Source organism: Schaalia sp. ORNL0103 (assembly GCF_019429565.1).
Taxonomy (GTDB): domain Bacteria; phylum Actinomycetota; class Actinomycetes; order Actinomycetales; family Actinomycetaceae; genus Pauljensenia.
Window position 1 is genome coordinate 231,638 of record NZ_JAHXSA010000003.1, and the last position, 13,149, is coordinate 244,786.

The 13,149-nt window shown below is 67.2% G+C and carries 12 protein-coding genes; 3 read left to right on the forward strand and 9 right to left on the reverse strand.

Translation table 11 applies throughout. The features are described 5' to 3' along the window. Positions 1-110: 110 nt before the first annotated feature. The 7 genes from JJJ16_RS09460 to JJJ16_RS09490 all read right to left on the reverse strand — a co-directional run bounded on the left by JJJ16_RS09460 (position 111) and on the right by JJJ16_RS09490 (position 8,480). The gene (locus tag JJJ16_RS09460; RefSeq protein WP_219752480.1) at positions 111-2,579 is read right to left on the reverse strand and encodes an ATP-dependent Clp protease ATP-binding subunit; all 2,469 of its coding nucleotides are present in this window, start codon (positions 2,577-2,579) and stop codon (positions 111-113) included. Positions 2,580-2,907: 328 nt separating this feature from the next. Further along, entirely contained in the window at positions 2,908-3,360 is a 453-nt protein-coding gene (dtd, locus tag JJJ16_RS09465) for a D-aminoacyl-tRNA deacylase (RefSeq protein ID WP_219752481.1), read from the reverse strand. After that, complete coding sequence (locus JJJ16_RS09470) at positions 3,360-4,529, reverse strand: YgfZ/GcvT domain-containing protein (RefSeq protein ID WP_219752483.1); 1,170 nt, start codon at positions 4,527-4,529, stop codon at positions 3,360-3,362. The genes dtd and JJJ16_RS09470 overlap by 1 nt, the downstream gene beginning before the upstream one ends. Continuing rightward, complete coding sequence (locus JJJ16_RS09475) at positions 4,522-5,184, reverse strand: heme-binding beta-barrel domain-containing protein (protein WP_219752484.1); 663 nt, start codon at positions 5,182-5,184, stop codon at positions 4,522-4,524. Before JJJ16_RS09475 ends, JJJ16_RS09470 begins: the two co-directional genes overlap by 8 nt. A 117-nt stretch (positions 5,185-5,301) precedes the next feature. Next, positions 5,302-6,222, reverse strand: a complete 921-nt coding sequence (locus tag JJJ16_RS09480) for a hypothetical protein (protein WP_204373140.1) — start codon at positions 6,220-6,222, stop codon at positions 5,302-5,304. 388 nt (positions 6,223-6,610) lie between these two features. Then, positions 6,611-7,891 carry an adenylosuccinate synthase gene (locus JJJ16_RS09485; protein ID WP_048672506.1) on the reverse strand — a complete coding sequence of 427 codons (1,281 nt, stop codon included), beginning with the start codon at positions 7,889-7,891 and terminating at the stop codon, positions 6,611-6,613. A 94-nt stretch (positions 7,892-7,985) separates the two neighbouring features. Next, on the reverse strand, positions 7,986-8,480 hold the full coding sequence (locus JJJ16_RS09490; protein WP_219752486.1) for a DUF456 domain-containing protein: 495 nt from the start codon (positions 8,478-8,480) through the stop codon (positions 7,986-7,988). An 85-nt stretch (positions 8,481-8,565) separates the two neighbouring features. On the opposite strand from JJJ16_RS09490, the gene JJJ16_RS09495 reads away from it, so the two are divergent. The 3 genes from JJJ16_RS09495 to JJJ16_RS09505 all read left to right on the forward strand — a co-directional run bounded on the left by JJJ16_RS09495 (position 8,566) and on the right by JJJ16_RS09505 (position 10,718). Further along, entirely contained in the window at positions 8,566-9,216 is a 651-nt protein-coding gene (locus JJJ16_RS09495) for a hypothetical protein (RefSeq protein WP_219752488.1), read from the forward strand. A gap of 144 nt (positions 9,217-9,360) precedes the next feature. Next, positions 9,361-9,960: a hypothetical protein gene (locus JJJ16_RS09500; protein WP_219752489.1), complete on the forward strand. Its 600-nt coding sequence runs from the start codon at positions 9,361-9,363 to the stop codon at positions 9,958-9,960. A gap of 152 nt (positions 9,961-10,112) precedes the next feature. Further along, positions 10,113-10,718 carry a hypothetical protein gene (locus JJJ16_RS09505; RefSeq protein ID WP_219752491.1) on the forward strand — a complete coding sequence of 202 codons (606 nt, stop codon included), beginning with the start codon at positions 10,113-10,115 and terminating at the stop codon, positions 10,716-10,718. Between the two features lie 39 nt (positions 10,719-10,757). Here the strand turns inward: JJJ16_RS09505 and rlmB are convergent, their stop codons facing one another. Beyond that, on the reverse strand, positions 10,758-11,735 hold the full coding sequence (gene rlmB / locus JJJ16_RS09510) for a 23S rRNA (guanosine(2251)-2'-O)-methyltransferase RlmB (RefSeq protein ID WP_219752492.1): 978 nt from the start codon (positions 11,733-11,735) through the stop codon (positions 10,758-10,760). A gap of 109 nt (positions 11,736-11,844) precedes the next feature. Further along, the gene (locus tag JJJ16_RS09515) at positions 11,845-12,393 is read right to left on the reverse strand and encodes a DUF1697 domain-containing protein (protein ID WP_219752494.1); all 549 of its coding nucleotides are present in this window, start codon (positions 12,391-12,393) and stop codon (positions 11,845-11,847) included. Positions 12,394-13,149 lie beyond the last annotated feature (756 nt).

A 13,149-nucleotide genomic window follows, 5' to 3' on the forward strand; every position in this document is an offset into this window, starting at 1 on the left:
AATCTATCAGATGTGCGGTTACTTGACAACTAGAGGGCGGCCCGTCGCAGTACGACGGGCCGCCCTCTCGAAGCGACTGGTTTGTCAGCCATAGATAATTGGCGAGTAAATCACTCTCCGTTGAAGGTGAACTTGCGTTCCTTACCCTCTCCGGTGACGCCAACGGTAACAACCTGACCGGGTTGCAGTTCTCCGAACAGGATGCGCTCGGACAGCGCATCCTCAATCTCGCGCTGGATCGCACGACGCAGCGGGCGCGCACCCAGGACCGGGTCGAAGCCCACGTCCGCGAGCAGCTCGCGCGCCTCGTCCGTCAGCTGCAGGCGCATGTCCTGAGCCTCCATACGCTTGGCCAGCTTGGCGATCATCAGGTCGACGATGCGCGCAATCTCGGGCTTGGTCAGCGGCGGGAACACGATCGTGTCGTCGACACGGTTGAGGAACTCGGGACGGAAGTGCTGTTTGAGCTCCTCCGCGACCTTCGCCTTCATGCGGCCGTAGTCGTGCGTCGAGTTGTCCGCGGTCTGGAAGCCCGTGAGGACACCCTTGTTGATGTCGCGGGTACCCAGGTTCGTCGTCATGATGATGACGGTGTTCTTGAAGTCCACCTTGCGGCCCTGCGAGTCCGTCAGGCGACCCTCTTCGAGGATCTGGAGCAGCGAGTTGAAGATGTCCGGGTGAGCCTTCTCGACCTCGTCGAAGAGGACGACCGAGAACGGCTTGCGGCGGACCTTCTCCGTGAGCTGACCGCCCTCGTCGTAGCCAACATAGCCGGGAGGAGCACCGAAGAGGCGCGAGGCCGTGTGCTTCTCCGAGAACTCGGACATATCCAGCTGGATGAGGGCATCCTCATCGCCGAAGAGGAACTCGGCGAGGGCCTTGGCCAGCTCAGTCTTACCCACGCCGGTCGGGCCGGCGAAGATGAAGGAGCCACCGGGACGGTTCGGATCCTTCAGACCCGAGCGCGTACGACGGATCGACTGGGCGAGAGCCTTGACGGCCTCGTCCTGGCCGATGACGCGCTTGTGCAGCTCGTCTTCCATCTTGAGCAGCTTCGCAGTCTCGGTCTGGGTGAGGCGCACGACCGGGATACCGGTCGACATGGCCAGGACCTCGGCGATCTCCTGATCCCCGACCTCGGCGATCTCGTCGGACTCGCCACCCTTCCAGGCCTCTTCCTTCGCCTTGCGTTCCTCGGACAGCTTCGACTCCTCGTCACGCAGCGACGCGGCCTTCTCGAAGTCCTGATCGTCGATGGCCGCCTCCTTGTTGCGGCGCACCTCGGCGATCTTCTCGTCCAGCTCGCGCAGCTCCGGCGGCGCGGTCATGCGGCGGATGCGCAGGCGCGCACCGGCCTCGTCGACCAGGTCGATGGCCTTATCGGGGAGGAAACGATCCGAAATGTAGCGGTCCGCCAGCTCGGCGGCGGCCTGGATTGCGGCGTCCGTGATGATGACGCGGTGGTGCGCCTCGTAGCGGTCGCGCAGGCCCTTGAGGATCTCCACCGTCTCGTCGACGCTGGGCTCCTCGACCTTCACCGGCTGGAAGCGGCGCTCGAGGGCCGCGTCCTTCTCGATGTACTTGCGGTACTCGTCGTTCGTGGTCGCGCCGATCGTCTGGAGCTCGCCTCGCGCCAGCATGGGCTTGAGCATCTGGGCGGCGTCAATCGAGCCCTCGGCGGCACCCGCACCCACGAGGGTGTGGATCTCGTCGATGAACAGGATGATGTCGCCGCGCGTGCGGATCTCCTTGAGGACCTTCTTCAGGCGCTCCTCGAAGTCGCCGCGGTAGCGCGAGCCGGCGACCAGCGACCCCATGTCGAGGCTGTAGATCTGCTTGTCCTTGATCGTCTCGGGCACGTCGCCGTGCACGATCGCCTGGGCGAGGCCCTCGACGACCGCGGTCTTACCGACGCCGGGCTCACCGATCAGGACCGGGTTGTTCTTCGTGCGGCGCGAGAGGACCTGCATGACGCGCTCCATCTCGACGCGGCGGCCGATGACGGGGTCCAGCTTGTTCTCGCGCGCGGCCTGCGTCAGGTTGCGGCCAAACTGCTCGAGGATCGCAGAGTTGGAGCGCTCGGGACCACCCGAGCCACCCACGCCCGCGCCGACCGACTCGCGGCCCTCGTCGTCGCCGCGCTGGTAGCCGCTGAGCATCTGGATGACGGTCTGACGCACCTGCGCCAGGTCCGCGCCCTGCTTGGTCAGGACCTGGGCGGCCACGCCCTCGCCCTCCTTGAGGAGGCCGAGCAGCAGGTGCTCCGTGCCGATGTAGTTGTGGCCCAGCTGCAGGGCCTCGCGCAGGCTCAGCTCGAAGACGCGCTTGGCGCGCGGGGTGAAGGGAATGTGGCCCTCGACCGGCTTCTCACCCTCGCCGATGATCTCGATGACGGAGGCGCGCACGGCCTCGCCCTTGATCTCCATGGTCTCCAGGGCCTTGGCGGCGACGCCTTCACCCTCGGAGATCAGGCCGAGCAGCAGGTGCTCCGTGCCGATGTAGTTGTGCTTGAGACCGCGAGCCTCGTCCTGCGCGAGCACGACGACCCGGCGAGCGCGGTCGGTAAAGCGTTCGAACATGCCTCTCCTCGTTTCACAGGACAGGCACTTCGCCGAGCTCGGCGTACACCCGTCCCAGTTGACTGGTTACAGCCTACGGAAAGCTCCCGCGCCGTGCGCGCGCTTTCGCCCTGGGCGCAGGGACGAGGCCGGATTACGGGGCCTCGTCGATGCAGGACCGGAGCGAGGCACGAACTATCGGCATGTATCTCTGGGACCCTCACCCAAAAGTCGCACATAATTCCCCTCGGTCACTTTTTGAGACAGCCCATAAACGTTGCAATTCCAACGGCAATATTCCAACACCTGAAAGGTTGATAGGGAAATTACGTGCGAGATTGGAGGGGAACTACGCCTCGACGAGGACGGTGAACGGGCCGTCGTTGACCAGCGAGACCTCCATCATTGCCCCGAACTGGCCGGTTTCGACGTGCAGGCCACGGCCTCGTAGGTCGGCGACGACCGCGTCGACGAGGGGCTCAGCCTCCTCGCCGGGGGCGGCGTGCGCCCACGAGGGGCGCCGGCCCTTGCGGGTGTCCCCGTACAGGGTGAACTGCGAGATCACGAGGATCGGTGCGCCCGCGTCGAGCGCGGAACGCTCGTCGTCGAGGATGCGCAGCTCGGCGATCTTGCGGGCGACCGTGGCCACCTGCTCGGGGCCGTCGCCGCGCTGAACACCAAGGAGGACGACGAGGCCTTGGCGCTTCTCGCCCGCCTCGGGCGGATCGAGGGCGAGGCGGCCGACGACGGAGCCGTCGACGCGAACCTCACCCGAGGTGGCGCGCTGGATGACGGCGCGCATCAGCGCGACCCCAGGGCAGAGCCAAGGCCGCCGAAGCCCGTGGAACCGCCGCGCTGGCCGGCCTCGCGCGAGAGGTCGGCGCCCGGGCGGGTCTCCGGGGACACGGAGGACTTGCCGTGGACGGGCACGATCTCCTCCTGGGCGGCGGCAACGCCGTCGATATCGAAGACAGTCGTCACGGGCACGGCGCGGGCGATCAGCGCGAGGGCGATCGGCCCCTCGTCCGCGTGGCGGGCCGAGGAGGTGATGACGCCGACCTGGCGTCCGCCCACCTCGATGGGCGTGCCGGGCGCGGGCAGGTCGCCGCGCGAGCCATCCAGCTGCAGGTAGGTGAGGCGGCGCGGGGGGCGTCCGAGGTTCAGGACGCGGGCGATGGTTTCCTGCCCGCGGTAGCAGCCCTTCGTCGTGTGAACGGCGCTGCGCAGCCAGTCCACCTCGGGCGGAATCGCGCGGGCGTCGGTCTCGCGGCCCAGGCGCGGCTTCCAAGCGGCGATGCGCGTGGCCTCCCACGCCAGGTATCCGGCTCGGCGGCGCGAGCCGGCCTCGGGCGACGCGGACAGCCACGCGGCCTCGAACTCGTCCGCGGCATCGCGTGAAACAGCGTGAAACATCATCGGGGTGCGCTCACCGGGATGACGCTCGCCCTGGAAGTAGGCGGCCCCGCCTTCCACGATGCCGGGCCACGGGTCCTCCCAGGTCCACAGGTGTCCGGGCAGGTCGGCCACGGACTCGGGCGTATTCGCGCCCGCGCGGACCGAGGAGAACACGACGACGTCACTCTGCTCAACGCTCACCCGCAGCGCAAAACGCATCGACTCGAGGAACGCCACAAACTCCGACACATCCGAGCGTTCCACGATCAGGTGCAGCGTGCCCCCGTCGTCACTCGCGCCGGCCCAGTGCTCGACGCGGCCCTCGGGCGAGAGGATCAGCAGCTCGCGGCTCGCGCCGGGAACGAGGTCGGTGACGATCTGGGAGGCCAGCGACGTCAGCCAGGTGAGTCGATCGGCCCCCGACACAGAGATGACGGCCAGGTCCGGTCGGCGCACCAGCGCGCGGCCGCCCTCGAGGGCCCACTGTTCCCCCGACGGGTCCCCGAAGTGCGGGGTCGCGCCGAAGGAGGCCACGGCCTCGTCGACGAACTCGGAATCGAGCGCAGACTCAGACAAGGAAGCCATCCTGGGTGTCGTCGATGCCTTCGATGACCTCGCCGGACTCGGTGGAGGCCTGCGCGGTACGCATGAGGCGGCCTGAGATCTCGACGTCGGCCTCGTCCTCGCCGTCGAGCGTGCGCTCCTGCGTCCACATGAGCTCACCCGCGACCAGACCGAACATGCGGCCCAGGTGCGTCACGCGGGTGGCACCCACGCCGAGAGCGATCGCGTCGGAGACCATCTGCACGCGCGGGCCGACGCTCACGCCGTCCCACACGGCGCTGTGGCCCTCGGTGGACGCGGAGGTCGCCGTGAATTCGCGGGAGTTGTACTGGCCGGGAGGTGGCAGCGGCGCGTCGGAGGGGGCGACGGAGACGTACACGGTCTCTTCGCTGATCAGGTCGCCCTTATGAATAGCGGACAGGCCCTTGGCCGCGTCCCACGTGGGGTCGATCGGCTCGGAGGCGACGCCCGCGTACACGCGGGTCACCAGGCGCATCTGGTCGCCGACGACGTCGCCGCGGATCTCCTCGATGACGGGGGAGTCCTCGGCGGGTTCTTCCTGGCCGGGGGCGGCGGGGGCGGCGTACATGCCCCACCCCTCCCAGGTTCCAAGCATCCACGCGACGGGAGCGACGAGTGCGGGCAGGTCAGCAGGTATCACCATCATGCCTCCAGCCTAACGCCTCGGGTGGACGCTCACCGCGCGAGCAGGGGCGCGCGCAGCTGGCAGCGAACGGGACGAGGCTGGGGCCCGGCCATCCGGTCGCTCAGCCGTCGTGGGGCCTCAGATTCCGCCGATGCGGATCATCGCGTAGACGGGCAGGGCGGCGACGAGGAACTTCGCGGCGCCGCGGCCCAGGATGTTGGCGAGCTCAGCGGAGGACGCGCGCTCGCCCAGCAGCGCGTCGACGACGGAGACGGCGAAGCCGACGCCGAAGCCGGTGACGCCACCCAGAGTCAGGAAGGCGGCGAATTCGCCGAAACGCTTGGCGATGAAGGGGAAGACCACGGGCAGCAGGTCCGAGGTCTGCCCGAGGAACCAGGCGATCGAGGCGACCACGAGGCCCGCGACGAGGCCGGCAATCATCGCGAATGCAACGCCCGCCTTCGCGCTGCGCCCGAAGCGCGCCGAGGCCGCGCCGATGACGGCGATCAGGGCAGCCATGGGGACGATGCCCGACCAGCGCTCGTGGACGGTCAGGGAGACCCACATGGAGCCGGAGGTGACGATGAGGAGGCCGGTCACCGACGAGGCGAGGGCCGCGCTCAGGGCCGTGGATCCCCAGTGCTCGCTCGTGCGCCCCACGGAGTGATCGCGCGGCGCGGGCGCGTCCAGGATCGTCGCCGCGACCAGCGCGACCAGCGTGATGCCCGTCAGCGGCACGGCGATGTCGAGGTTCTTCCAGTAGGCAACGCCCATGGGGGTCAGCGCGCCACCCAGGGCGAGGACCGCCTGCGCGAGCCACGGCATGTGCAGGCGCGCCAGCGTCGGCCAACCGAGAGCCAGCAGGAAGGACGCGACGGCGACGACAGGACCGACGCTCCAACGAGACCCCGGCAACCACCAGGCGACAATCGTCGCCGCGGCCAGCACGGTGACGGTGAGAATACCGATGATCGTGGGCACGTGCCGGTTGGCCAAGGTGTCGCGGCGACGTCCGCGGCCTGAGCCGGTGCGGCGCCGCGTGGGCGGGGTCGATGTCATCACGCTTCCATGGTCCCACATGTGCGCCCCTCACGAGGCAGGGGCAGCTCTCGCGGGTCGGCTCTCCCGGGCGCGGGGCCGGGTGTCAGTCCCGCTTCACGCTGCCACGGCCTCGGCGATGAGGGGCGGGCTGTGGCGCACGCCCCGTGTGGGTTGATGCACGCCGCCACGGGATGCGCGCGGGCGTTGACTGGTCGTACAGTTGTGGGGCACGCCGGACCGGTATGCCCCGGGCTCCAAACTCTGCCGCTACGAGCGGCCTTCGCGCCGACAGGCGCATTCGGTTCGGCGTGCTTTGTCGTACATACGCGCTGACGGTGGTGCGTGAAACGAGTGGGGGCCGGCGCTGCGTTGCAGCACCGGCCCCCACTATCGTCTCAGCGAAGCGTCACATGAGCGGGTAGCGCACGATCGTGGCCTCGCGGCCCGGGCCCACGCCGATGGACTGGATGCGGCAGCGCGACAGCTCTTCCAGGCGCTTGATGTAGTCCTGGGCGGCCTGGGGCAGCTCGTCGAAGGAGCGGCACTGCGAAATGTCCTCGCTCCAGCCGGGCAGCTCCTCGTACACGGGCACGGCGGCCTCGAAGCCGGCCTGATCGAGGGGCATTTCCTCCGTGCGCACGCCGTCGACCTCGTAGGCCACGCACACGGGGATCGTCTCGTAGCCAGAGAGCACGTCGAGCTTGGTCAGGCAAATGTCGGTCAGGCCGTTGATACGCGTCGAGTAGCGCATGATGACGGCGTCGAACCAGCCGGTGCGGCGCGGGCGACCCGTGGTCACGCCGAACTCGCCGCCCTTGGTGCGCAGCGCCTCGCCGACCTCGTCGTCCAGCTCCGTGGGGAACGGTCCCTCGCCGACACGCGTCGTGTACGCCTTGGCGACGCCGACAACGCGGTCGATGCGGGTGGGACCAACGCCGGAGCCGGTGAGCGCGCCGCCCGCGGTCGGGTTGGAGGAGGTCACGAAGGGGTAAGTGCCGTGGTCGATGTCGAGCATCGTGGCCTGGCCGCCCTCGAAGAGGACGGTGTCGCCGCGGTCCAGCGCGTCGTTGACGACGAGGGACACGTCGCACAGCATCGGCTTGATGCGGTCCGCGAAGGACAGCAGGTGGTCCGACACCTCGTTGGGATCGAGCGTGGGGATGTCCACGGCCTCGAAAATGGTGTTCTTGGGGGCCAGGGCGGCCTCGACCTTGGCGCGCAGCTCCTCGGGGTGGAAGAGGTCCTGGATGCGCAGGCCGATGCGGTTCATCTTGTCGGCGTAGGTGGGGCCGATGCCTCGGCCGGTCGTGCCGATGAGGTTGTTGCCGCGCGCACGCTCGTTCGCCTGGTCCATGAGGCGGTTGTACGGCGGGATGATGTGCGCATTGGAGGAGATACGCAGGCGCGAGCAGTCGACGCCGCGCTCGGTGATTTCCGCAAGCTCCTCGAAGAGCACGTCCAGGTCGACAACGACGCCGTTGCCGATGATGGGGGTGACGCCTTCGGAGAGGATTCCGGCGGGCAGGAGGTGCAGCGCGTACTTTTCGCCGTCAATAACGACGGTATGGCCGGCGTTGTTTCCTCCGTTGAACTTCACGACGAGGTCGGTGTGCTGGCCGAGCTGGTCAGTGGCCTTGCCTTTGCCTTCGTCGCCCCACTGGGCGCCGAGCACGATGACGGCGGGCATGAGAATCTCCGTTTAGTTGGGTCTGTTACGCGGGCGCGCGCAACAGACCCATCCTACCGGAGGAACGACGAGGCCGGGGCACCGGCTGGTCGCGTCAGTTTCCGGCGGCAACCAGGGCGACGCCGACGCCCCACAGCGTGGCGCTTGTGAGGGCGGCGATCAGCTCAATGGCGATCGTCCAGCCGAAGGCCTTGAGGGCCTGGAGGGTGGCCGTCCAGGCGCTTGCAGTGTCGCGGCTGCGCAGGTACTCAACACCGAAGATAGCGACAACCATGCCGAGAACGAGGCCGAGGGGCAGGCCGATGAACCATCCGACGACGCCGCCGACGGCGCCCCACACGAGCGTGGATTGGGGGATTCCCGCCTTGTTCATGCCGCGGGCGGGAATCACGTATTTGAGGACCGTTCCGAGGATCAGGACGAGCGCCACGATGGCGAAAATGATCCACGCGGCGCGGGTGCCGCTCATCCACGCCCACACGAGGATCGCGCCTCCGACGACGGGCGCGGAGGGCCAGATCTGCACGACCGCACCGATCACTCCGATGAGGATGACGATGCCAACGATGACGGTTCCAAGGACGCTCATGGCCTCATCGTATCGTCTCCGGGTTGCGTGCGATGACGCTCACGCTGATAGCCTGGCCTCGTTACCCCGATCCCCAGGAGTGCTGATGGATATCACTCCCCCTCGCCTGCCGCTGGATTCCCTCCTGAAGAGGCGCCCCATGACGGTGTTCACCGTGTCGTGTCCGCCGGCGGAGGCCGTCGCGCGCTGCGCACAGTTCTGGCGGCTCATCGGCATCAAACGCGAGTCAACCACGATGTGTAAGCGTTTCGCGGACATCGGCTGGTCCGGCACCGAGGTCACGGTCATGCCCGGGCAGGTCACGACCTCGCGCAGACGCTTCGACGACACGTTCCTGGAACTTGGCGAGATCGCCCCGGGCCTCTTCTTGGGAGGCCTCGCCGTCTACCTGACGTCGAAGGCCGTGCGCGCGCAACTGCGTCACCTCAACAAGACGACGATCATCATCGCCGCCCGCCCCATGCCGGGCGCCGAACAGGACCGCACCGAGCTGTGGTGTTTCCCCTGGGACACGACGATTCAGCGTGCCCGCCCCGGCAAAGATCCCTTCGCCCGCGTCTTCGAGTACCTGCACACGGCCCTGCACCAGCAGGGGATCCTCCTGGCTCCCCCACGCCTCGTCGACGGTGAGGAACTGCCCGAGGACCACCCCCTCTCCCCCGCCAACATCACCCAGATGCGGGGCAGCTTCCTCGATCCCATCACCAAGTTCCTCCCGTCGAAGGAGCGATCATGACCCCCGGTTTCTCACTGCGACGGTTGGTCTTCCGTCGCAGGTACTTCTACGCCAGGGTCAAGCTCGACCCACAGCAGGAGAAGTCATCATGCACAGCGAAGCAATGAGGAAGCGACAGCACCACCACGACAGTGGGGAATCGCGATGAACTCTTTCATCTCAAGCATGCAGCTGGATTTCAACGAATCTTTCAGCGCCATCACCGTTTTTCAGCTGTCAGCATCCCCGTTCGATGCCGTCTCCCGCTGCGTCGGCCTGTGGAATACGAAGGGGGCCCGCCGCACCAGTACCAGCATGCAAGAGCAATTCAAGCAGCGGGGATGGACCGGAACGGAACTGATCATCGGACACAGCGGTCGCGCATTCCTGACTAATGTTCTCTTCGAGACACGCTCATACCGTCGCCTCTTGTCACATGCCCCCTCTCTCGTGCCCAACCGAATCAAGCGAGCTGCCATCACCAAGGTGTACGTGGATATCATTGCGCGCACAGTCGAGAGCGAATCGAGTCCGGTGACCGAACTATGGTGCCTCACTGATTGGGCAACACGGATGAATCTCAGCGGCCTCGAAAACAGTTACGCTGAATCGTCGATGCACTCACTCGAAGAGTCCTTCAACGCACAGGGCATCATGACTGCACCCGCCCGTCACCTCAATCGCTGGGATATCCCCTCAGACGTCCCCCTCTCACTCCCTGAGCTCACGGCAATGCGCAAGGCTGCGAAGAAGAGCCGGGGGTAGCCTCCCTCCTCCGGCCGACCAGCACGGGGATTCCCATGCCTCGTCGATCCCCGGGGAGTCCCACACAATAGTATCCTGACGCCACAGCGCATCTCGTTTGCGTCGCTACCGTGCTGATGCGCTGACACAGGTCGTGCACGAGGAGGCAGCTCATGACCCCCGGTTTCTCACTGCGACGGTTGGTCTTCCGTCGCAGGTACCTGCACGCGCTCGTCGCAACCGCTCCGCACGAGGCGGTCACTCACTGCATCAACTACTGGGCCTCGAGGTGGAGAAGCACCCCGGTGGAGACGCCGGGGATGCGCGAGCAGCTCGCCCAGCAGGGGTGGGTGGGCACCGAGATCGCGGACGGCCTCGATACGATCGGCGGACTATTTTCCACCGTGACTGACCCAATTGCGCGCAGCGACCTGTTCCCCCAGTCTGCCTCGCAACCTGCCTCCCAGCCTGCCGCAACCGCTCGCTATCAGACGTCGCGGATCCTCATCGCAGCGCGGCCCTGGTCGGCCGAAGGGCGTCCCGCGAGCGAAGTGTGGTGCTTCGACACCCGGGTCAGCCAGCGCAACACCCCCACCACCAAGGAAGACGTCGGCCACTACCTCCAGGACCTCGCCGTTACGCTGCAGCTCGACGAGCTACTGCTCGCGCAGCCAGAGCTCCTCTTCGAGGGCGATCTACCAACAGACCACCTCTTCGCGGGACGGAACGTGATCGCAATGCGCCAAGCCGCCAAAAAAGAGTCTCGCCGCGAGCGCTAACGCGCACCCACGGCGAGACAACAGGGTGGTTCGGAAGGCTCAGCCCTGCGCGCGCAGGGAGGCCACCTCGTACAGAGCGATGCCCGTGGCGACCGCCGCGTTGAGGGACTCGACGGTCGACGCGATCGGGATCGACACGATCTGATCGCAGGTCTCACGCACGAGGCGGGACAGGCCCGCGCCCTCGGCACCGGTCACGACCACGAGGGGGCCATCCGCCAGCGACAGACCGCGCAGGGGCGCGTCGCCTCCGCCGTCCAGGCCGACGACGAAGTAGCCAGCCTGCTTAGCCTCCTCGAGAGCGCGCACGAGGTTCGTCGCGCGAGCCACGGGCACGCGGGCGGCCGCACCGGCCGACACCTTCCACGCGGTCGTGTTAACGCCCGCGCTGCGACGCTCGGGGATGATGACGCCGTCCGCGCCGAACGCGCCCGCACTACGCAGGACCGCGCCCAGGTTGTGGGGGTCCGTCACCTGGTCGAGGGCGACGATGAGCGGGTGGCCCAGCTGCTGCAGAGAACCCGCGATCAAATCCGAGGCGTCGGCGTACTCGTAGCCGCGCACCTCAATGGCGACGCCCTGGTGGACGGCGCCGTCGGTCGCGACATCCAGGTCGCGACGGGTGACCTCGTAAACGGGGGCGCCCATGGCTGAGGCGAGGCGCACGACCTCCTCCACGCGGTCGTCCTTCACGTTGTCGAGGACGAAGACGCGCTCGATCGGGACCGAGGCGCGGGCGGCCTCGGCAACAGGGTTACGGCCGGCGATCAGCTCGTGACCGGGCTTGACGCGGATCGACGACTTGGCGCGGGCGCGCGCGATCGCGGCCTCCTGAGCCTCGCGAGCCTCGCGCTTCACCTTGCGCTTGTGGGCGGGATGGTAGGTGCGGTCCTCGGCCTTGGGGGTTGGGCCCTTGCCTTCGAGGCGGCGGCGCGAGTGGCCGCCGGTGCCGACCTGCGCGCCCTTCTTGGTGCCCTTCTTACGGATGGCGCCGGGGCGCCCGCTGTGTGAGGCCATGGTGTCTCCTCGTTTTCTCGTGAACTGACACAAGCGTACGGGTTTTAGACTGCATCGGGGCCGCAGGGGCGCGCGCGGGGGCCAAAATCACGATTGGGCAGGGTGAGCCTCAGTCCTGCGACAGCATGGCCGCGATCTTCTCAACCGTCGAACCGGAGCGGATCGTCACCTGACGGTAGAAGTCCTCGCGCAGCAGGCGCTTGTGATAGGCGGTTTTCATGAAGCTCTTCTCGTCAAACTTGCCCCAGAAGACGGCGTGCTCGCCGAAGTAGACGGCCTCGTCCCCCAGTTCCATCGCCTCGATGCGCTCGCGCACGTGGGAACGGTCCAGGCCTCGCGTGTAGAAGAGCGCGTCGCGGCGGGCGACCTCGCCATGCCACCAGTCGGGGAGACTGTGCAGCTCCGCGAGGTAGTCCTGCGCCGTCAGGAGGGCCAGTCGGATCGAGAAGTCGTATCGGCGAGCCAGGAGGTCCTCAACCGCCTGGGCCACGTCCTCGCACGGGGTGTCGGGCCCGGCCTCGAAGAGGACGTTGCCGCTGTTGATGTAGGTGCGCACGTTTGTGAAGCCTTCGGCGGCGATCTGTTCGCGCAGCTCGCTCATGACGACCTTGTTGTTGCCGCCGACGTTGATGCCGCGCAGCAGCGCCACGTACTCCATGCGTTCTTCCCCTCCTGAGTGACGCCTCGCGGCGTCGATTAGTTATCAGGGTACGGCCTCGACTCGCATCGGGCTGATCGCGCACGTTAACCCACTAACCCGCACGTTGGCTCTCCAAGCCAAGAACTCACAACCACCAAACGGAGGAATTGCACGACATGAGGCTCCGACACTCCGACGACACGCTGCTGGAAGGCTTCGTGTCGTGCAAAAGCCCCATTGCCGCCCCAATCGGCAGCCACCGCATCACCTACTGGGCATGGACTTACCGCTGACGGCAGCGATGCGTTACAAACGTCGTCAAACTGGAGCATTTTGAAGCCCTCTGTGAGGACCCGTGTTACAAACGTCGTCAATCTGAGGCCAAAAACCACTATTTTTCGCAAAAATGCCGTCGGATTGACGACGTTTGTAACAACACGCGCCGAACCAGACAACAGCGACCGGGCACCACTGGTGCGGAGGGCGCCGGAGGGACCGGAAGGCTAGGCTGCGGTGCCCGTGGGCGGCGGCGGGGCCTGGCCGGGCTTCGAGACGAAACGCAGAGCCACACATCAGCGCCCCAGCCCCACTGGTGTGGAGGGCGCCGGAGGGTCCGGAGGGCACGGGCGGGCTTCGAGGCGCGGCGCCGAACGAAGTGAGGACGCCTAGCCTCGCGGGCGGCCGGGGCCTCCGGCGCCCGGAACACCAGCGGGGCCACAAGCATCGTCGCGGGCCTCGCACCCACTATCCTGGAGCCTATACGCGAGGCCGCCC